This window comes from Pseudacidovorax sp. RU35E, assembly GCF_900156165.1.
Lineage (GTDB): Bacteria > Pseudomonadota > Gammaproteobacteria > Burkholderiales > Burkholderiaceae_C > Xenophilus.
In genome coordinates this window covers 43725-63999 of record NZ_FTMY01000020.1, presented here as the reverse complement: position 1 = coordinate 63999, position 20275 = coordinate 43725, and the positions used below count along the sequence as shown (strand labels likewise).

The following is a 20275-nucleotide window of genomic DNA, read 5'->3' as shown; positions in this document are numbered from 1 at the left end:
CCCATGACCCACGCTCTCGCTTCCCCAACGCCGCCGCTCGCCGTGCGCCAGACAGTGATCGCCTCGGCCGACTGGCTGCTGCCCGTCAGCGACACCGACCCCTGCGGCCCCAACCTGGAGTACGACCCGGAATACGCCATGCTGTGGACCCGTCTGCAGCCGCGTGGCGAGGCCCAGTACGGCAGCTTCATCGATGCGCCCGATGGGCCCAACTGGGCCGAGGTCGAGCGCGACTGCCGGCGCCTGCTGCTGCGCACCAAGGACCTGCACCTGCTCATCTGCCTGACCCGGGCGCGGGCGCGGCTGGGCCAGGCGGCCGGCCTTTTGCAGGGGCTTGAGATGCTGGTGCAGGCACTGCGGGCCTGGCCGGACGACATCCATCCGCAGACGCGCATCGACGGCGAGCACGAACCCGCCGTCCGCGCCAATGCGCTCGCCGCGCTGGCCGATCCGCAGGGGCTGCTTGCCGACATCCGCGAGATCACGGTCGACACCGGGGCGGGTGTGGCCCTGAGCGTGCGCGACGTGGAGCGGGCCTTCGCCATGCCGCGGCCCGAGGGCGCGCGCTCGCCGGATTCGGTGCGGCGGCAGCTCACGGCGCTGCGGCGGGCGGCGCAGGGCAACCCCGAGGTGCCGGTGCATCAGTTAGCAGCCGCCTGCCGCCATGCCCAGGCGGTGGCAGCCTGGGCGCGCAGCCAGCTTGGCGACCTGGCGCCGGACTTGCAGCCACTGCTGCAACTGCTGGAGGTCTTCGTGCCCTCTGCCGAAGACCTGGACGCCGTTGCAGCGGCGACCGGCGCGCCTCTGCTGATGCCGGCCCAGCCCGGCGCGCCGGCCGAGCGGCGCCTGGCTGTCGGTATCGTGGCCGCGGCCCGGCCGGTGACGCGCGAGGACGCCCTGGAGGCGATCCGGCAGTCGCGCGAATGGTTCGAGCTGCACGAGCCCAGCAGTCCGGTTCCCGCCCTGTTGCGGCTGGGCGAGCGCATGGTCGGTCGCCGGTTCAGCGAAGTCGCTGATTGGGTGCCGCTCGACCTGCTGCGCCGCTGGGAAGCCGCGGACGAAGAGTCGCAGGGAGGCCGGGCATGAATCCAAGCATGGACGAATGGATGGTCATCGCCGGGGCGGTGGCGTTGTTGGGACTCGGCGGCGCATTGGGCGCGACGGTCGTCCTGGCGCTTGGCTGGCGCCGGCTCTGCGGCGCCGCCGCCCAGGTGCTGGAGGCGCGGCTCGCCCCGCAGTTCGCCACCCTGCGGCAGGAGCAGCAGCGCGTGCCCCAGAGCGTGCAGCAGGCGATCCAGGTCGAGCTCGAATTCCACAGCCGCGAGCAGGCCGAGCGTGAGGGGCGGCAGTCCGCCGAGCTGCGCGAGTACCTGCGCGCCGCCCTGGCCGCTTATGGCTGGACGGCGGCGTCTCCGCTGCCACCGGTGCCCACGCCTGCGCCTACGACGCCCACCTGGCCGCCGGCAGCCGGGCCGGGCGTGGCCCCGCCCGTGGCCGGCAGCGAAGAGGCCGCGCAGGCGGCGCAGGTCGCGCGTGAAAAGGAATGGGCCGCCGCCCGGGCCCGACAGGCCATGAGTGACGAGGCCATCGATGCCCTGCCGCCCGATCTGCCCGCGCCCAGCCGCGCCGCGCGCCGGCCGCTCGTGCCGCCACGGGGCATTCCCGCGCAGCGGCTTTGACTGCGTGTCGCGAAGCGCCGCGAGCGCGGCTGCTCCCGCTTCGTCCTCAGGCGGTCGGTCGCGTTCGATAGAACTGCATCGGCACCGCCTCCATCTCCTTGCGCTGCTGCTGCAGCACCGAGCGCTTCATGCGGCCGACCACGTGCATCTCGCAGGGCTTGCAGTCGAAGCGCAGGGTGAGCTTCTCCTTGCCGTTGACCAGGTGCAGCGGCTCGGCCTTGATGGTGCCCTTGACGCCGATCACGCCCTTGGCCTGCTTGGGGCACAGGCTCAGCGAGAAGCGCACGCAGTGCTTGGTGATCATCAGGCTCACCTCGCCTTCCTCTTCCTGGCTCTCGTAGGCGGCGTCGATCACCTTCACGCCGTGGCGGGCGTAGAAGTCGTGAGCCTTCTGGTTGAAGACGTTGGCCAGGTAGCTCAGCGAGTCCTCGGGGTAGGGCACGGGCGGCTCCACCGGCTGGGCGCGCGGCAGGCGCTGGAAGCCCGCGGCCCGCGCCGATTCCAGCGCGTCCGTTGCCTCACGCCGCAACGCGTTGAGCTGAGAGGCCGGCACGAACCAGGGCTGCGACAGCGCCAGCTGCAGGTCGATGAGTTCGAACACGGTGTTGCCGAAGCGGCCCAGTTGGTCGCGCAGGCTGGCCTCGGCTTTCGCGGCGTCGCTGGCGGGCTCGTGCGGGAGGGTGAGGTCGGCGGCGCCGACGAAACCGTCCTCGTCGGTCAGCGTCAGCGCCAAGCCCTTGGGCGTCTCGGCCAGATGCGCCCACAGGCCGATGCGGCGTTCGCTCGACTTCTTGTCGAGCATGCGCACCCAGTCCATGTCGCGGTTGCGGTTGAGCTCGGTGCCGCGGCGCAGGTCCCTGAAGCCGTCCATCGGGTCCTTGGGGAACACGCGCCACTTGCCGGCGCCCGGCTTGCCCACCGCCTCGGCGCGGTTGATGGCCACGCCCACCAACTCGCGCTGCAGGTCGTAGTAGCACAGGCCGTCGCCGTTGTGCAGCACGGCGGCATGGTCGGCGGTTTCCAGCTCGAACCAGTTGGGGCCCGTCTGCGTCACCCAGCCGATGGCACGGCCGGGGTTCTTGGGCGTGTCGAAGGCGCCGATGTCCTGCTTCCGGCCGTTGACGAAGTAGTCGGTGAACTCGCGGTTGAAGTTCTGTTCCGGGTCCGGGTCGAAGAAGAAGCGGGTGCTGCCGCTCGACGCGCGGGCCAGCGGCGCGGCGCCGCCTTCGCGCTCCTCGATGATCCCGTCCAGCAGCCGGCGGTAGTGGGCCGTGATGTTCTTGACGTAGGCCATGTCCTTGTAGCGGCCTTCGATCTTGAAGCTGCGCACGCCGGCGTCGATCAGCACCCGCAGGTTGTCGGACTGGTTGTTGTCCTTCATCGACAGCACGTGCTTGTCGTGCGCCACGAAGCGGCCCGCGTCGTCGATCACCTGGTAGGGCAGGCGGCAGGCCTGCGAGCAGTCGCCGCGGTTGGCGCTGCGGCCGGTGTGGGCATGGCTGATGTAGCACTGGCCGCTGTAGGCCACGCACAGCGCGCCGTGGATGAAGAACTCGATGGTGCAGCGGCTGGGGTCGGTGGCGGCGCGTACGGCGGCGATCTGCTGCACCGTCAGCTCGCGCGCCAGCACGATCTGCGACAGTCCGGCGTCCTGCAGAAAGCGCGCCTTCTCGGGCGTGCGGATGTCGGTCTGCGTGCTGGCATGCAGCTGGATGGGCGGCAGGTCCAGCTCCAGCAGGCCCATGTCCTGGATGATCAGCGCATCGGCCCCGGCCTCGTACACCTGCCAGGCCATGCGGCGCGCGGCTTCGAGCTCGTCGTCGCGCAGGATGGTGTTGAGCGTGATGAAGATACGGCTGCCGAAGCGGTGCGCATGGCGGATCAGCCGCTCCAGCCCCTGCATGTCGTTGCCCGCGCCGGCCCGCGCGCCGAAGGCCGGGCCGCCGATGTAGACGGCATCGGCGCCATGGTTGATGGCCTCGATGCCGATGTCGGCGTCGCGGGCAGGGGAGAGCAGTTCGAGCTGGTGGGGCAGGAGCGACATGGTGGGCGCGGATTATCCCAGCGCGCCCCATCTCCCCTGCTGGAGGTCTACTTGCGCTTGCCCTTGCCCTGCTTCTGCCAATAGGTGAACGGGTCCTCGTGCACCTCCAGGTCAATCTCGGCCACACGGCGGGCGAGGCGCTCCTGCACCTCGGCCACCGCCTGGTTGTAGACCAGCGGACCGATCTCCTCCAGGAAGAAGTTGAGCAGGGCGCCGGCCGCGATGTTGCCGATGCGCTCCTCCATGTTCTCGGCGAAGTAGCGCTCGATGGAGGCCACGGCGTCCTGGCGCTGGTCCCGTTCGAGCTCGATGGTCATTCAAAAGCCTCCGCGCTGGCGCGCTACGGTGCGAGCGCCCTTCGGAGCGGCCGGGCGGGCGCTCATGGTTTGACCTCCACCTTCATCCGCGCATTCGGCACCATGCCGTACATCTCCGGCGCGTACATCGCCTCAACGCGGCTGGGCGGCAGGGCGAAGTCGCCCACGTTGTTCAGGCGTACGGTGTATTCCGTCTTCACCACGCCCTTGGGCAGGTACTCGTAGTAGCTGCGGAAGGCCTCGAAGCTGCGTTCCTCGAAGGCCGGCGCGGCGCGGCCGGAGGCCGACTTCTCGCCCTGCGTCGCGATCTGCGAATCGCGGCCCAGCCCGCTGCCCAGGATGGTGGCGCCACCCGGGATCGGGTCGCTGATCACCACCCAGGTCATGTCGGTGCTGGCATTCACCTCCAGCGCCACGCGCAGCACGTCGCCGCGGCTGTAGCGGCCAGCGGTGGCCTGCTCGACCGGCGTGATGGTCTTCTTGAGGGTGTAGCCCGCCGCCACCGGCGCGGTCAGCGGCACGGCGGCCATCGACTGCACCGTGAGCCACGGCCGGCCGCTGCCCTGCTGCGTGACCAGCAGCGTGCCGCGGCCCTCGCCGACGGGCCAGGGCAGGCTCATGGTGTTGTTGCGCAGCATGCCGGTGGCGGCCGGGGCGCCGATGGCGCTGGCCTGATGCGGCGCGCCCGTCGGGTCGCTGGCCTTGACGCGCTCGACGCGGGCCCAGTCCACCTGGGCCTTGGCATCGCCCAGGGTGGCGCCGGTCACGCCCGTCACGGGCGCGCTCTCGAAGGCGCGGCTGAACTTCTCCAGCGCCAGGCCGCCCCACAGGTTGGCCGTGGTCGTGGCCCAGGCGCCGCGCTGCTGGCGGCCGATGAAGCCGGCGGCAATGCGGCCCAGGTCGTCCTTCCAGGCCGGGTCGTCCATCACGGTGAGCAGCAGGCGCGCGGTGTTGACGTCGCCGCCCGCCATCAGCCACCACCAGTAGTCGTCCTGCTCGGTGCTGAAGATCAGCTTGGTGCCCTGGTACGACAGGCGTGCGCGCAGCACCTGATCGGCCTCGCGCAGGCGCTGTTCGCGCTGGGGCACGTCCTTCACGCGGCGCAGCACGTTGATCCAGTCGATCACGGCGCTGGTGGGCCACTGGTTGGGCGCGATGGTCAGGCTGCCGGTCATGGCGCCGGTGGCGCGGCCGTAGCGCGACAGCGCCTCCAGGGCGGCCAGCTTGCGCACGTCCAGGTCCTTGCGGGGGCTCCAGAAATCGCGCTGGATGCGGCCTTCGACGAAGGCGATCAGGCCGTTCTCCATCGGTGTGCGCACCGCATCGGGCAGGGCGAAGGCCGGGTCCAGTCCCGCCGCCTCGTTGGTCGCGGCCAGCAGGTAGCTGGTCAGGATGTCGCTGCCCCGGTTGGCATCGCCGCCCTGCGGCGGGAAGTAGCTCGCCAGGCCGTCGCCGTCCAGGTAGCCGGGGATCTGCGCCGCCACCGACTGCCACAGCTTGCCGTCGCGCAGGCCGATGGACTTGCTGGTCTTCTGCTCCAGACAGGCGAAGGGATAGCGGGCGAACCAGTCGCGCACGCCGGGCAGGCCCTCGGCCAGCCGCGGCTGCAGCGCCAGCTGGATGCCGCCGCGGCCGGGCAGGGCGCCGGCGGGCGCCTGCACGTCGAGCGTGAACATCCCGTCCACCTGCGCCAGCGTGGCCTGCTGCACCGTCACCGGCACGGCCGGCAGGATGCGCTGGCTGGCCTTGAGCGCGTCGCGCGCGTTGCCCGAAACGTCCTTGGCCTCGATCTCCCACAGGATGGCCTCGGCTCGCGTCTGGCCCAGTTGGGCGGGCGCGGTCACGTCCCAGGCCAGCTCGCGTGATTCGCCGGCCGGGATGTCCACCGTGCGCGGCGCCAGCTTCAGCAGCGTGGCGCGCGGCGACACCTCCACCTTCATCGGCTTGGCCGTGGTGTTGCGCAGCGTGAACTGGGCGCGGTAGGCGTCGTCCTCGCGCACCAGCGGCGGCAGGCCGCTGATGATCTGCAGGTCCTGCGTGCTCTGGATGGTGGCCTCGCCGGTGCCGAACAGGTTGGTGCCCGAGTCGGCCACGGCCACGATGCGGAAGGTGGTGAGCGCGTCGTTCAGCGGCACCGTCACCGTGGCCTGGCCGTTGGCATCCAGCACCACGCGCGGGTTCCACAGCAGCAGCGTGTCCAGCAGCTCGCGCGTGGCGGCCTTGCCGCCGCCGCCGCCCGCGGGCACGGCCTTCTTGCCGTAGTGCCGGCGGCCGACGATCTCCATCTGCGCGGTCGAGGTCGACACGCCCCAACTGCGCCGCTGCAGCATGGCGTCCAGCAGCTTCCAGCTGTCGTTGGGCATCAGCTCCAGCAGCGCCTGGTCGACGGCGGCCAGCGCCACCTCGGCGCCGGCGGCGGGCTTGCCATCGGGGAGGCGGGCGGTGATGGTGACCTGCGCCTTGCCGCGCACGGTGTACTTGGGCTGGTCGGTGGCCACCTTCACGTCCAGGCGGTGCGCCTCGGTGCCGACGCGGATCTCGGCCACGCCCAGCCGGTAGGCCGGCTTGGACAGGTCCACCATCGCCGTCGGCGCCACGTACTCGCGGCCCTCGACCCAGAAGGCCGTCCACCACTCGCGCGGCGCCTTCCAGCCCCAGCTGAAGAAGGAATACCACGGCACCTCGCGCAGCCGGCCGCGCAAGGCCAGCACGCTGACGTACACGTTCGGGCCCCACTCGGGCTTGATGGTGAGGTTGACCGTCGGGTCCTGGCCGTTGAGCTGCACCACCTGCGTGTCGAGCACGCCCTCGCGCTCCACCGACACCAGCGCGGTCGCAAAGCGGAAGGGGCTGCGCACCTGGAACTTGGCGACCTCGCCGGGCTGGTAGGTCTTCTTCTCGGGCAGCACGTCGATGCGGTCGTTGTCCTCGCCGCCGAACCACAGCTCGCCCTGCCTGGTCACCCACACCGAGCCGGCGGCACGGCTTGCGCGGCCCTCGCCGTCGGTGGCGGTGGCGACCAGTTCGACCTCGCCTGCCTCCTTGATCTGCGCCTCGCACAGCAGCAGGCCGCGGCTGTCGCTCTGGCCGTTGCACACGGTGCCCAGCGGCTTGACCTCGGTCTTGTTGTCGTAGGTGTAGAAGCCGCCCACCATGCGCTTGCGGCTGGTAGTGGTGATGCGGGCCACGGCCTCCACCTTGATCTTGGCGTTGGGCTGGGGCTTGCCCGCCAGGTCCAGCGCCAGCGCCTGGAAGCGCAGTTGCCGGTCGGTGGAGACCCAGCCCTCGGTCTTGATGCCGGCGACCACGGCGGCCGGCCACAGCGTGCGCGTGCTGCGCAGCGTTTGCACCTCGCCGTTGGGGTCGGCATAGCTTGCTTCGAGCAGCAGCTCGCGCGGGCCGGTGTCGGCCGTGGCGGGCAGCTTGTCGACGGTGACGCGGCCGGCGCCGCTGCGATCCAGCGTCAGCGGCAGCTTGTCGGCGACGACGCGGGTGTCCTGCGTGGATTCGGGCTGTTCCTCGTCGCTGCTGGACGAGCGCTCGCTGGCCTTGCGCGGCGGCGAGAAGCTGAAGCCATCGAAGTCCGGATAGTTCGGCACCATGCCGCGCACCATGGCCGAGACGCGCACCGGCAGGTTGGTGGCCGGCCCGCCCGAGACGTAGTTCACCTGCACCGCCACCGGCAGGCTGGTGACGGCCACCAGCGGCTTGTTGTCGGCGGGCGCCACGCGGCCTTCCAGCACCGGCAGGCGGAATTCCTCGACGCGGAACTGGCCGGTCGAATAGCTGCGGCCGCTGCGCTCGCCGTCTTCCTCGGCCTCGCCGCGCTGCGGCGCCGAGCCACTCCGCAGCTCGATCTGGTAGACGCCCAGCTTGGCCGCAGGCGGCACCTGGAAGGTGTTCTCCGCGCTCAGGCCACCGGTGCCGGTCGAGCGCCAGTTGATCGGCTGGGTGAACTCCTGCCCACTGCCCACATGCGTGATGACCAGCTGGCCCGGCCGGTCGGTCGGCAGGCCGAAGCCCTGCGCCGTCTGGGTACGGATCAGGTGCTTCATCGACACCGTCTCGCCGGCGCGCAGCAGCGGCCGGTCGAGCACCGTGTGCGCCACCACGTCGGGCTGCATATCCATGCTGGTGGGCACGTTGAAACGCCAGGGCTCGATGCCGCGCTGCCAGTTGCTCCAGACGAAGGCCAGGTCTTCCACGCCCTTGTCGTCCTTGGCGCGGGCGCTGACGAACCAGGCGGCCTCGCTGTAGTAGTCGTCGTCGCCTGCGCAACTCGTCGGATCGGAGGGCACGTCGGCCAGCCGGGCCAGGCCGTTGGCGTCGGTGCGGGCGGTGGCGATTTCCCTGCCGCGGCAGTCCGACACGCGCACCTGCGCGTTGGCCACCGGCTTGCCCTTGTCCAGCGTGGTCACCCAGGCCAGACTGTTCTCGCGGCCCAGCTTGAAGTGCACCGCCAGGTTGGTGGCGAGCGCCGTGGTGCGCACGTACATCGTGCGGTTGGCGCCGTATTCCTCGTTCAGCAGGGCCTCGCCCAGCTTGCGCGATGCGATCTCCAGCACATGGAAGCCCGGCGTGAGCGGAATGCCGACCACTTCGAAGGGCCGGTCGTCGCCGGCATCGGACTTGGGCATGTCCAGCTGGCGGGCGCCGCTCTGGCTGGCCAGCAGCGAGACGGCGCGGGTCTCCACGCGCTTGGCGTTGTCGCGGTCCACCACCGGCGGCAGCGGGACGCGGCTGTCCTTGCGGGCCTGATCACGCGCGACGGTGGTCTGGTCGTAGCGCTGCACCTTGCGGTACCAGCCGATGATCTCGGCGTCGGTCTTCGGGTTGAGGTCGCTCACCTTGCCGGGCGTCAGTGCCTCCACGCGCAGTGCGGGCTCGACACGGCGCACGGTCACGGGCATCAGCGCCACGCCGTTGGGTTCGGCCAGCCGCTCGACCACGCCGAAGGGCGAGGCCGCGAACTTGGCCAGCGGCGGCATCGCGCCGGTCGCCGTCTTCATGGGAAAGGCATCGGCCTGGCCCAGCGTGCGGCCGGAGGCGTCCTGGAAGCCACGCGGCAGCGAGATGGTGAACTCCGTGCGCTCGGGGAAGGGCGCGGGCAGGGTGACCGAATCGACCACGGCGTCGTCGCTGCCGCCGTTGTCCTCCAGCACCGGTTGGATGGTCTTGCCGCCGCCCTTGGCCTCGATCTGGCTGGCGAGCTTGCGGGTGACCGGCGCGTTGAAGCTCAGCGTCATAGGGCGCAGCGGCAGGCAGGCGGCCTGCGCGTTCTCGCGCTCGCAGCTGAAGCTGACGGCGAAGGGCTCGCGCACTTCGAAGGACAGGCGCTTCTCCACCGAGTTGGCGACACCCGACGGCGTGGCCACGCCCTTGCCATACACCAGCTGCACCCGGCTGCCCGGCGTGAGCGTGCGGTTGCACTGCAGGGCGACGAAGCGCAGCGGCTCCTTCTTCGCCAGGCTCTCGACGCCGCGGGCCTTGATCAGCGCCGCGCGCTGGTCGCCCTCGACCAGCTTGACGGGAATGCGCTCGCCGATGTCGTCGGCCGCGCACCACAGGTTGGCCTGCAGGCTCTGCGGCGTCGCCGGGCCGGTCAGCTGCAACAGGAAGAGCTGTTCCTCGTCGATCTTGCCGTAGCTGGGCCAGTGGTTGCGCACCGCCGGGCCGCCGGTGCTGAAGGCGTAGCTCTGCGGGCCGGCCAGCGCGTCGCCGGCGGGCGACTTGAAGTTGGCGACGCGGTTGGCGGTGCAGCGCACGCCGGCGGGCAGGTCGTCCTCGAAGGTCCAGACCCAGCGGCGGTCGCTGGTCCAGCGGCCGCTGCCGCGGCCGGCCTGCGGGTTGTCGCAGCTGACGGTGAGGGGTGCCGGCGCCTGGGCATCGCCGAAGCGCACGGCGGGCTGGTCGAAGCTGGCCACCACTTGCCGCACGCGGGCGACTTCGCCCTGGGGCGACAGGTTGCCGATCTGCAGTGCGTGGGCCCCCAGGGCCGTCAGGCCCGCGGCGAGCAGGGCGGCCATGGACGGAAGCCGTCGTGCAAGTCTCATTTCTTGTCCCTCTGACTCGGAAAGCACCCGGCAGGTTAGCGGATGTGTGTGGCAGACCCGCAGGAGAACCGGTCGCCTCCTACAATCGCGCCCTCTTTCGCAGGTTGTGCGCGTGGGCGGCTTAAGTCGTTTCGCTTCAGGCCCGACTGCCGCTCCCCCGCCTCATGAAACGCCACTGGGAAATCGACGCCTTGCGCGGGCTGATGCTCGTGCTGATGACCGTCACCCATCTGCCCACCCACTTCACCGACCCGCTGGGCCAGCCCTTCGGCTGGGTGTCCGCAGCCGAAGGCTTCGTGCTCCTGTCGGCCTTCATGGCAGGGCTTGTCTACAGCCGCTATGCGCGACGCGACGGCGTGGAGTCGATGCGCAGCGCCTTCTGGCGCCGGGTGCTCAAGATCTACGTCGCGCATGCGGCGTTGCTGCTCTTCCTGTTCACCGTCATCACGGCGCTGGGCATCCGGCGCATGGAGCCGGCGGTCACCAACCTGGTGTCTTGGTACCTGGCGCAGCCGGCTGAGGGCTTCCTCTTCGGCCTGCTGCTCATCTACGAGCCGGCGCTGCTGGACATCCTGCCGATGTACATCTTCTTCATGCTGCTGAGCCCGTGGGTGCTGGCCTTTGCGCTGCGCCACCAGCGCTGGGGCTGGCCGGCGGTGATGGTGGCCAGCGCGGCGCTGTGGGCGGCGGCACAGCACGGGCTCAGCGAGTGGGTATACGGCTGGGCGTTCGCGCTCACCGGGCTGCCGGTGCCCTTCAACGAGATGGGCGCTTTCAATGCCTATGCTTGGCAGTTCCTGTGGTTTGGCGGGCTTTGGCTGGGCTTCACGCGCAGCGCGCCGCAGGCCAGGCCGCTGCGGCTGCACTGGGCACTGGTGTTGGCCGCCGTGGCGGTGGCGCTGGTGGGGCTGTACTGGCGCCACTTCGGTGAGCACGGCCAGGCGCCTTTCGGCGCCGACATCGCCCGCAACCTGTGGGTGGACAAGTGGCAGCTGGGGCCGCTGCGCCTGCTCAACCTGATCGCCCTGGGCATCCTCGCCATCCGCTTCGGCCCGACCTGGGCTCGTTGGCTGCCGCGTGTGCGATGGCTGGAGACGATGGGTCGGGCCTCGCTGCCCGCCTTCTGTGCGCACCTGGTGGCGGTGCTGACGGTGCTGGCCATCTTTGGCGACAGCCAGACCTCGCGGCCCTGGTGGGGCGACACGCTGCTGCTTGCCGTGGTGCTTGCGTGGATGTGGGCGGTGGCGCGCTACACGCAGAACGCGGATGCCGCGCCGCCCGAGGAGACGGTGCAGCCGCCCGAGCCGCCCGTGGCCGTCCCGACAGGGTCCGTGGGCGGCACCTGAGCCGCGGAGCCCGGCCCGCTCAGTGCGGGCGGCTGGCCGTGGTGACCGCGGCCGGCGGCTGCGTCCCGGTCTTCACCGCCGAGGGCACGGGCGACGCCGCCTGCGCGCTGGCTGCGGGCTGCACCTGGCTGGCGATCACCGAATGCCAGACGCGGTAACCGGCGTCTGTCATGTGAAGCCGGTCCGGCAGGAACAGCTCGGGCCGTGGCTGACCATCGGCGCCGAGCATGGGCGTGTAGATGTCGATGAAGTCCGACTTGGCCTGCGTGCGCAGGTAGGCCGCGATGATGTCGTTGGTCTCGCGGATCTTCGGCAGCAGGTGGGCCCGCGATGGGCTGGGCTTGATCGAGATGTAGCTGATGCGTGTGTCCGGCAGTTCGTGCTGCACGGTGTTGACGAAGAGGGCGAAGTCCTCCAGCACCTGGAAGGGGGTGCGGCCTTCGGCCAGGTCGTTGTCCCCGGCGTAGACCAGCACGTGGCTGGGCTTGTAGCGCAGCACCAGGTCGCGCACGAAGAGGCTGCAGTCGGCCATGGTGGAGCCGCCGAAGCCGCGGTTGATGACCACCGGCCAGTTGCGGAAGTCCTGCGCCAGGTTGGTCCACATGCGCACCGTGGAGCTGCCGACGAAGAGCACGCCGCCTTCGGCCGGCAGCGCTGCCTTGTCCGCCTTCTCGAAGGCTTCGAGCGAGGCCTTCCAGCGCGCGTGGGCCGCGAGGTAGGCGGGCGAGGGCGCATGGGTGGCGATGGCCACCGGGCTCTGCGCCAGTGCCGCGCCGGCCGCCAGCAGGGTCGCAAGACCGAGGGCCACCGGGCGCACGCGCGCACCAAGGCGGGACGAAAGGTGGGGCAGGAATGTCATCGGCACGAAGAACTCAACCGATCGGCAGCGCAATCGGTTGACGGCTGGCAGGGAAGCGCCGGATGTTAGGCCATGCTGTCGCCGAAGTGCCAGCACCCGGTCCCAATCCCGCAATTGCCATGCGGGCGCTGAATCCTCTGGGCAGCACGCGGAGAACGCCGATCAGACCCGATCGGAAAGCCGCGGCGAAGGCCGAGGGGATCAGAGTTTCTGGATCTTCGCCTTCGCGATGACGTCGCTCCAGCGCTGGACGTCCGCCGCCAGGAAGTCGCGCGCCTGCTGCGGCGTGCTGCTGCGTGCCGTGAGGTTCAGCTCGCGCAGGCGCTGGACCAGCTCGGGCTTGGCCAGTGCGGTCTGGATCTCCTTGCTCAGGCGCTCCACCACCGCCGGCGGCGTCTTCGCCGGCGCCGCCAGGCCGTTCCAGGAACTCAGGTTCATCTGGGCAAAGGCGGGCCCGGTTTCCCGTGCAGCGGGCACGTCCGGAAGCTGGGGCGCCCGGTCCTTGCCCAGCACGGCCAGGGCGCGCAGCGTCTTGCCCGAGATCTGGGTGACCAGCGGGCCCAGGATGTCGACCATGGCGTCGATCTCGCCGCCGCGCACGGCCGTCACCACCGGCGGCGTGCCGTTGAAGGGCACCACCTGTGCGTCGATGCCGGCCGTCAGCTTGAACATCTCGGCCGCGAGGTTCTGGGTGGTGCCGATCTGGGGCGTGCCGATGTTGAGCTTGCCGGGGTTGGCCTTGGCCCAGCTCACCATGTCCGCCAGCGTCTTGAAGCGGCCGTTCTCGGCCACGGCGATCACCAGATCGAAGGTGGCCAGCAGCGAGATGGGCGCGAAATCCTTCATGGTGTCGAAGGGCAGGGTCTTGAACAGTGCCGCGCTCACGGCCGAGCCGCTGGAGATGAGCAGCAGCGTGTGGCCGTCCGCCTCGGCACGCGCGACGGTTTCACCTGCCACGATGCCGCCGGCGCTCGGCTTGTTGTCGATGACCACCGCCTGGCCAAGCGGCCCGGCGATGGCCTGGCCGACGGCCCGTGCCGTCAGGTCCGCCCCGCCGCCGGCGGCATTGGGCACCACGATGCGGATCGGGCGCGACGGAAAGCTGCCCTGGGCGTCGGCCAGGCCAGGCAGCAGGCTGCCGGCAGCCAGCGCGGCGGAGGTGGCGAGGAATTGGCGTTTGCTGTGCATTGGCGTGTCTTTATTCTGGAAATGGAATCCGGGCGGCCCGGTGCCGCGGTCAGTCGCGCGTCGCCTTCCTTTGGACGCAGTCCACGTAGGCATGGCCATCGGGCGGCCGGCCGGCGCGCTGGCTCTCCCACATCATGCGGCCGAGGCACTCCATGGCCTCGTGATGGGCCTCCAGCAGCGAGTTGCGGCGCGCGGCCAGCAGCTCCACCGCCTGTCGGATGCCGCGCGGCTGGTCGATGGAGCACTGCTCGCTGATGGACAGGTGCATCGACAGGTGCAGGAATGGGTTCTCGCGACCGTCCTTGCCGTCGTAGACGCGGCTGACGGCCGCGTCGGCATCGGCCAGGTCGGCGTGGTACTCGGGGTGCTGCGCAATCCACTCGGCGGCGATGATCTCGAGGGCCTCCATCGGCTGGCCGGCGCGGTGCTTGGCGTAGACGGCGCAGAAGAAGCGCCGCACGTCTTCCTGGGTGGGATTGAACATTGGGGCGAGGTTAGCACCGGCCACCCGGGCGTCGCCGCGGGACTGTCTTGCGCATCAGGCAAGATCGCGGATTCCCCTTTGCACCGTCCGGATGACCAACCTGCCCCCCTGGGCCCGCGAGCTGGGCTCCCGCATGCGCGAACGCGCCCTGCTCAAGATCGTCGGCACCACGGCCTGGGTGTGGATCTTCTTCATCGGCTATTTCCACCTGCTGCGCAATCCCTCGCAGCCGCCCCTGGTCATGCCGCTGACGTGGGTCGACGCCTGGGTGCCCTTCGCGCCCATCGCACTGGTGCCCTACCTGTCGCTGTGGCTGTACGTGGGCATTGCGCCCGGCCTGCTTCGGGGCTTCATGCCGCTTCTGGTCTATGGCGTATGGGCGGCGGCGCTGTGCGTCGGCGGACTGATGATCTTCTACCTATGGCCCACGCAGATACCTCCGCTGCCGCTGGACCGCGCGGATGCGCCCGGTTTTGCGCTGCTCGCAGGCATCGACGCCGCGGGCAATGCCTGTCCATCGATGCATGTGGCGATCTCGGTCTTCACGGCGGTATGGATCGAGCACCTGATGCGCCGTGTCGGCGCGCCGGCCGGGCTGCGGGTGGCGAACCTGGTCTGGGTGCTGGCCATCGCCTGGTCCACGCTGGCCACGCGCCAGCATGTGGCCTGGGATGTGGTGGCTGGCACGGCGCTCGGCCTGGTGTTTGCCGCCGCCTCGCTGCGCTGGCGTTGGCGAGAGCCCGGCGAGGCGCCGCGGATCGAGCGGATATCATGAAATTTGACAGGACGGACACAACACCAATGAGCTCGCTGAAGGAATTGCAGGATCTGATCCAGGAGAAGTACGGCATCGACCCGGCCACTCTGGACCCCAATGAGTCCATGCGCGACAAGGGGCTCGATTCCCTGGCCCTGGTCGAATTCCTGTTCGAGATCGAGGACCGGTTCAAGATCTCCATGCCCGACCCGGATCCCAGCATCGAGACGCTCGCCGGCCTCGCGGCCGCCGTCGACAAGGCGCGCGCCGAGGCGGCCGCGAAGCAGGCGTCGTGACGCAGGTTGCCGTCACCGGCCTGGGGGTGGTCTCGCCGCATGGCGACGACGCGCAGGCCATGTTCGCGGCCCTGATGCGCGGCGAATCGGCCATCCGGCCCGTCTTTCCCGAACTGCCCAAGCCGGCTGCAGCTGCCACGCTGCAGTTCGACGAATCGCGCTGGTTCACCAAGCTGCAGCTGCCTGGCGTGGACCGCGTCAGCCAACTGGCCGTGGCCGCCGCCGAACTGGCGGTGCGCGACGCCGCGACCCTGGGCGATGCGGCGCCCGAGCGCGTGGGCGTGTATGGCGGCTGCGGCATGGGCGGCGCCACCGCGCTGGAGGCCGCCTACCGCGGCAATGGCCGCGTGCCGCCGCTGACCATCCCCGCCTTCATGCCCAACGCGCCGGCCTCGCAGGTGGCGATGCGGCTGAACGCGCGGGGCCCGGTCTTCACCTATTCCGTGGCCTGCGCCTCGTCGGCGGTGGCCATTGCCGAGGCCGCCAAGGCAGTGCAGCGCGGCGAGGTCGATGTGGCCATCGCGGGCGGAAGCGAGGCGCTGATCGTGCCCGGCGTGGTCTTGGCTTGGCAGGCCATGCAGACGCTCGCGCCCGTGGTCGCGGGCGAGGAATCGCGCGCCGTGCGGCCTTTCGCGGCCGACCGGGCCGGCTTCGCGCTGGGCGAAGGCGCGGCCTTCCTGGTGCTCGAATCCGCGCAGCGCGCCCATGCACGCGGCGCGAAGGTCCATGCCCTGTTGACCGGCTGGGGTCACAGCTGCGACGCCACCCATCTCACCAAGCCCGACGCGGCCGGCCAGGCCTGTGCCATGCGGGCCGCCCTGCAGACCGCCGGCCTGCAGCCGTCGGACGTCGGCTACTGCAATGCCCATGGCACGGCCACGCGCATAGGCGATGGCGTCGAGGCCGAGGCGCTGGGCACGGTCTGGGGCGATGCCATTGGCGACCTGCGCGTCAGTTCCACCAAGGCGCTGCACGGACACCTGCTGGGCGCGGCCGGCGCACTCGAGGCCGCCATCACCGTGCTGGCCTTGGAGAACAGCCAATTGCCGCCCAATGCCCATGCCGAGCAGCCCGATCCGGCCTTCGGACTGAGCCTGGTGCCGGCGCAGGGTCTGGCCGCCCCCGGGCTGCGGGCCGCCATGAGCAGTTCCTTCGCCTTCGGCGGCTCCAACGCGGTGCTGCTCTTCGAGCGGGCCTGAGGCCCCTTCAATCTCCCGCTCAGGCGGGCACGGGCTCGGGCACCGCCGGCACCGGCCGGGCGGCGGCCGGGCAGGCGAGCGCAAACTGCATCTCGGCCAGCGCGCCCAGCAGCTGTGAATGCGCGGTCTGGACGATCTCCGCCCGCGCGCGTGCCTCGTCGACGGCGCCCTGCGCCAGGGCCCGTCCGATGGCGTCGCTGTGCTGGCGCAGGGCCGCGTGCTCCTGTCTCACCCGTTCGAGCAGCGCCAGCCTTCCCGTCGCGGACAGCGTGGGCGCGGCGACGGCCTCGGAGAGCATCGGCAGCGGCGGCAGTACGGGCCCTGTGAAGCGACGTCCATGCTGCAGCGCATGGCGCAGTTGCTGCATGTGACCCCGGGCCTGCACCTCGGCCAGCAGCAGGGGATAGACCTCGTCCGTCCAGCGCACCCGGGCGCAGTCGCGCCAGGCCTGTGGCGGCTGCCATACCTGCACCCACGCGGGCAGCGCGTCGGCCGGCATGGGGCGGGCCACGCCATAACCCTGCGCGCGGTCGCAGCCCATCTGCAGCAGCAGACGGCCGTGGGCCTCGCTTTCGACGCCTTCGGCGATCACCTGCCGGTCCAGCGCATGCACCAGCCGGATCACGCCATGGGCGATCACGAGGTTGTCGCTGTCCTCCAGCAGTTCGCGCACGAAGCTCTGGTCCAGCTTGATGGTGCGCGCGGGCAGGCGCTTGAGGTAGGTGAGCGACGAATAGCCGGTGCCGAAGTCATCGATGGAGACATGCACGCCCAGGTCGTGGCACTGCTCGATGATGCGGGCGGCCTTGACCACGTCGTCCAGGCTGGTCGTTTCCAGGATCTCAAGCTCCAGCAGGTCCGCCGCCGCCCGGTGCCGCTCCAGGGCCAGGCCCAGTTTGCGCATGAAGTCGGCCGCCTGCAGCTGCGCGCTCGCCACGTTGACCGACACCGGCAGCCGCAGTCCCTGCGCGGCCCAGCGGCCCGCCTGCAACAGCGCCTGCTCGATCACCCATTCGCCGAGGTCGATGGTCAGCGCGTCGTCCTCCAGCAGGGGCAGGAAGGCGCTGGGCGGCAGCAGGCCGCGTTCGGGGTGCTGCCAGCGGATCAGTGCCTCGGCGCCCAGCACGGTGCCTCGGCGCATGTCCACCTTGGGCTGGTAGTGCAGCACGAGTTCGCCCTCGCGCATGGCCTGCCGCAGACGCTGGGCATGGTGGCCGACGTCGCGTGCATGGCGGTCGTCGTCGGCATCGAAGACATGGAACCGGCCGCCGCCCGCCTGCTTGGCACGGTACATGGCCTGGTCGGCATGGCGCAGCAGTGCCTCGGGCTCGACGTCGTCGTGCGGGAAGAAGGTGACGCCGATGCTGCCGGCGAGCGGGTGGCTGCCGCTGCCCACCTGCACCGGCACCGCGATGGCGTCGATCGTCTGTTGCAGCATGCGCTGGCAGGCGTCCACGTCGTTGCGCTCGAAGAGCAGCACGAACTCGTCGCCGCCGATGCGCGCCACCGTGTCATCGGGCTGGACGGCCGCCTGCAGGTGCCGCGCCACCTGGACCAGCGCCATGTCGCCCGCCGCGTGGCCGTGGCCGTCATTGATGGGTTTGAAGTCGTCCAGGTCCATGTAGCAGACCGCCAGCACGGTGTTCCTGCCGCGGGCGCGCGCCACGGCGTGCTGCAGACGGTCCGCCAGCAGCACACGATTGGGCAGTCCGGTGAGCGCGTCGTAGTAGGCCATGCGCGCGAGCTGCTTCTCCTGCGCCTTCAGGTGCCGGATGTCGGCGAACACGGCCACGAAATTGCTGACCGTGCCCTTCGCATCGCGGATGGCGGAGATGGACAGCAGTTCCGGGTACACCTCGCCGAATTTGTTGCGGTTCCAGATCTCCCCGTTCCAGTTGCCGGTCTCGAGGATGCGCTTCCACATGGCCGTGTAGAAGGCCCGGTCATGCCGGCCCGACTGCATCATGCTCGGGTTGCGGCCGATGACCTCGGCGCGGCTGTAGCCCGTGATGCGGCAGAAGGCCGGGTTGACGTCGACGATGTTGCCGCGTGCATCGGTGAGGGTGATGCCGTCGTAGGCGTTCTCGAAGGCCGTGGCATGCAGCTTGAGCCGCTGCTCGGCCGCCTGCTGGGCCAGGTAGCGGTGCTGCACCTCGCTGTGGGCTCCTGCCAGCTGGCGCTGCATGCGCCGCCACTGCAGGAAGGCCCAACTCAGGTAGGCGGCCATCAGCAGGGCCAGGCCGAACAGGACCAGGCGCCAGGCATGGGCGTCGGCATCCAGGCGCTGCCAGCTTTGCTCGTAGCGGCGCTGCACGTCCTGGATGCGCGCGGCCGAGTCGCGCTGGCGGGCGGCGTCGATGGCGTCGTCGCGCGCGGCGCGCAGGCGCTGGATGGCCTCGCCCAGCGCAAGCAGGCGCTGGATCGAAGGCGCGAGCGACGGCTCGCCCTGGGCGGCCGCGCGCAGGGCTTGCGCGGCCTCGGCCATCTCGGCCGGGTCGGCGGCACCGGGCAGAAAGCCCAGCAGGTACTGCTCGGCCGTGGCCCGCAGCAGCAGGTTCTCGGTGGCCAGGAGCAGGTCCAGGGCGGCGGAGGGCAACTCGGCCTGGGCCTGCGTCAGGCCCAGGTGGGCGCGGCGGAAGTCGGACAGTCCGGCTGCCTTGGCCTCGAGTGCGTGGCGCAGCGCGGCCAGGGTCTGCTGCAGTTCGGGGCGGTCCGGCAGCGGCACCACCGGGGGCAGGGCCTCCATGCGCCGGACCTGCTGCAGTGCCTGGTCGGCGAGCTGCGTCAGGGCGCGGTCGTCGATGGTCCGCCCTGCCTGCAGCGACAGCAGCTGCGCGTCGAACCGGGCATCGGCTTCGCGCGCGGTCAGCAGCTGGCACAGGAAGGCCATGTGCGCGCTGGCGGGCGCGGGGTCGGCGCGCAGGTAGGTGAGCGTGAGGCCCACCAGCAGCAACACGGCCATGAAGACCACGCGCAGGTACCAGGCGCGAGGCAGCCGGACGCTCTCAAGCGTTGGCAGTCGGGGCGGTGCCGCCTCGCCGAGATGCCGCGCGCGCAGCGCGCCCCAGTCCGATGGCGGGGCAGAGGGTGCGGCACTCATCGCGCACGCCTCCCAGGCCTGCGCAGGAACGCGGGGCGCCGGCGGCCGTCGGGGCGGAATGGCAGGGAGGATGGGCGCATGGCGCGCCGATTCTGGACAGCGCCATCCGCGCTTGTATTGCGCTAGATCAAGTCCTGCCGGGGCGCCCGGCCCGGCTCAGAGCAGGCCCGACACCCGCGCCGCGGCGTCCAGCAGCGGCGGCAGCAGGCTGTCCTGCATCACCTTGGCGCTGGTGCGGTTGGCCTGGCCGCTGATGTTGAGCGCGGCCAGCACACGGCCCGCGCGGTCGCGCACCGGCGCGGCGATGGAGATCAGGCCCTCCTCCAGCTCCTGGTTGACCAGGCACCAGCCCTGGCGCCGGGCCTGCGCAATGCGGGCGACGATGGCCTCCGGATCGGTCAGTGTGTGCCGCGTGAGCGGGGCGACGGGCGAGGCGGTCAGGCGGCGCTGGAGCTCGTCCTCGGGCAGGGCGGCCAGCAGCACGCGGCCCATCGAGGTGCAGTAGGCCGGCAACCGCGAGCCGATGCCCACGTTGATGCGCATGATCTTGTGCGTGGGCACGCGCATCACGTAGACCACGTCGGTGCCCTCCAGCACGGCGGCCGAGCACGACTCCTTGACCTGGGCCACCAGCGATTCCATCACCGGCTCGGCGCGGTTCCAGATCGGCATCGACGACAGGTAGGCGAAGCCCAGGTCCAGGATGCGGGCCGTGAGAAAGAAGAAGCGGCCGTCGCTTTCCACATAGCCCAGCGTCTGCAGCGTGAGCAGGATGCGCCGCGCCCCGGCGCGGGTGAGACCGCTGGCGGCGGCCACCTCGCTCAAGGTCTGCCGCGGTGCGCTGGCGCTGAAGGAGCGGATGACCTGCAGGCCGCGGGCGAAGGACTGCACGAAGCCGTCGCCGGGGCGTGGCGCTTCGGGGACTTCGGTGGAAGACGGGGTGGATGGCATGT

Annotated in this window: 14 protein-coding genes; 6 read left to right on the top strand and 8 right to left on the bottom strand. The window is 70.7% G+C overall.

Translation table 11 applies throughout. From position 1 onward, the window contains the following. The first annotated feature begins 3 nt into the window (after positions 1 to 3). Positions 4 to 1086 carry a type VI secretion system protein TssA gene (locus tag BXA03_RS25700; RefSeq protein ID WP_159444758.1) on the top strand — a complete coding sequence of 361 codons (1083 nt, stop codon included), beginning with the start codon at positions 4 to 6 and terminating at the stop codon, positions 1084 to 1086. Continuing rightward, the gene (locus tag BXA03_RS25695) at positions 1083 to 1679 is read left to right on the top strand and encodes a hypothetical protein (RefSeq protein WP_143476473.1); all 597 of its coding nucleotides are present in this window, start codon (positions 1083 to 1085) and stop codon (positions 1677 to 1679) included. The genes BXA03_RS25700 and BXA03_RS25695 overlap by 4 nt, the downstream gene beginning before the upstream one ends. A gap of 46 nt (positions 1680 to 1725) precedes the next feature. Here the strand turns inward: BXA03_RS25695 and BXA03_RS25690 are convergent, their stop codons facing one another. The 3 genes from BXA03_RS25690 to BXA03_RS25680 all read right to left on the bottom strand — a co-directional run bounded on the left by BXA03_RS25690 (position 1726) and on the right by BXA03_RS25680 (position 10093). After that, entirely contained in the window at positions 1726 to 3723 is a 1998-nt protein-coding gene (locus BXA03_RS25690) for a peptidase U32 family protein (RefSeq protein WP_076512021.1), read from the bottom strand. Between the two features lie 47 nt (positions 3724 to 3770). Next, the gene (locus BXA03_RS25685; protein WP_076512020.1) at positions 3771 to 4040 is read right to left on the bottom strand and encodes a DUF2164 domain-containing protein; all 270 of its coding nucleotides are present in this window, start codon (positions 4038 to 4040) and stop codon (positions 3771 to 3773) included. A gap of 62 nt (positions 4041 to 4102) precedes the next feature. Next, the gene (locus BXA03_RS25680) at positions 4103 to 10093 is read right to left on the bottom strand and encodes an alpha-2-macroglobulin family protein (protein WP_076512019.1); all 5991 of its coding nucleotides are present in this window, start codon (positions 10091 to 10093) and stop codon (positions 4103 to 4105) included. Between the two features lie 164 nt (positions 10094 to 10257). Here BXA03_RS25680 and opgC point away from each other — a divergent pair, with 164 nt between their 5' ends. Further along, positions 10258 to 11439 carry an OpgC domain-containing protein gene (gene opgC / locus BXA03_RS25675; RefSeq protein ID WP_076512018.1) on the top strand — a complete coding sequence of 394 codons (1182 nt, stop codon included), beginning with the start codon at positions 10258 to 10260 and terminating at the stop codon, positions 11437 to 11439. A 19-nt stretch (positions 11440 to 11458) separates the two neighbouring features. Here opgC and BXA03_RS25670 read toward each other — a convergent pair whose 3' ends face one another. The 3 genes from BXA03_RS25670 to BXA03_RS25660 all read right to left on the bottom strand — a co-directional run bounded on the left by BXA03_RS25670 (position 11459) and on the right by BXA03_RS25660 (position 13970). Then, positions 11459 to 12298, bottom strand: a complete 840-nt coding sequence (locus tag BXA03_RS25670; protein WP_076512017.1) for an SGNH/GDSL hydrolase family protein — start codon at positions 12296 to 12298, stop codon at positions 11459 to 11461. A gap of 201 nt (positions 12299 to 12499) precedes the next feature. Beyond that, positions 12500 to 13486: a Bug family tripartite tricarboxylate transporter substrate binding protein gene (locus tag BXA03_RS25665; protein ID WP_076512016.1), complete on the bottom strand. Its 987-nt coding sequence runs from the start codon at positions 13484 to 13486 to the stop codon at positions 12500 to 12502. A 49-nt stretch (positions 13487 to 13535) separates the two neighbouring features. Next, entirely contained in the window at positions 13536 to 13970 is a 435-nt protein-coding gene (locus BXA03_RS25660; RefSeq protein ID WP_076512015.1) for a DUF1841 family protein, read from the bottom strand. Between the two features lie 91 nt (positions 13971 to 14061). Between BXA03_RS25660 and BXA03_RS25655 the strand changes: the two genes are divergently transcribed. The 3 genes from BXA03_RS25655 to BXA03_RS25645 are packed head-to-tail and all read left to right on the top strand — an operon-like array spanning position 14062 to position 16222. Further along, on the top strand, positions 14062 to 14745 hold the full coding sequence (locus tag BXA03_RS25655; protein ID WP_076512014.1) for a phosphatase PAP2 family protein: 684 nt from the start codon (positions 14062 to 14064) through the stop codon (positions 14743 to 14745). Positions 14746 to 14771: 26 nt separating this feature from the next. Further along, on the top strand, positions 14772 to 15023 hold the full coding sequence (locus BXA03_RS25650; RefSeq protein ID WP_076512013.1) for an acyl carrier protein: 252 nt from the start codon (positions 14772 to 14774) through the stop codon (positions 15021 to 15023). Next, on the top strand, positions 15020 to 16222 hold the full coding sequence (locus BXA03_RS25645) for a beta-ketoacyl-[acyl-carrier-protein] synthase family protein (RefSeq protein WP_076512012.1): 1203 nt from the start codon (positions 15020 to 15022) through the stop codon (positions 16220 to 16222). The genes BXA03_RS25650 and BXA03_RS25645 overlap by 4 nt, the downstream gene beginning before the upstream one ends. Positions 16223 to 16241: 19 nt before the next feature. On the opposite strand, the gene BXA03_RS25640 is transcribed toward BXA03_RS25645, so the two are convergent. Both BXA03_RS25640 and BXA03_RS25635 read right to left on the bottom strand, forming a co-directional pair. Then, complete coding sequence (locus BXA03_RS25640) at positions 16242 to 19322, bottom strand: putative bifunctional diguanylate cyclase/phosphodiesterase (RefSeq protein ID WP_076512011.1); 3081 nt, start codon at positions 19320 to 19322, stop codon at positions 16242 to 16244. A gap of 156 nt (positions 19323 to 19478) precedes the next feature. Further along, positions 19479 to 20273, bottom strand: a complete 795-nt coding sequence (locus BXA03_RS25635) for an IclR family transcriptional regulator (RefSeq protein WP_076512010.1) — start codon at positions 20271 to 20273, stop codon at positions 19479 to 19481. Between the last annotated feature and the right edge of the window lie 2 nt (positions 20274 to 20275).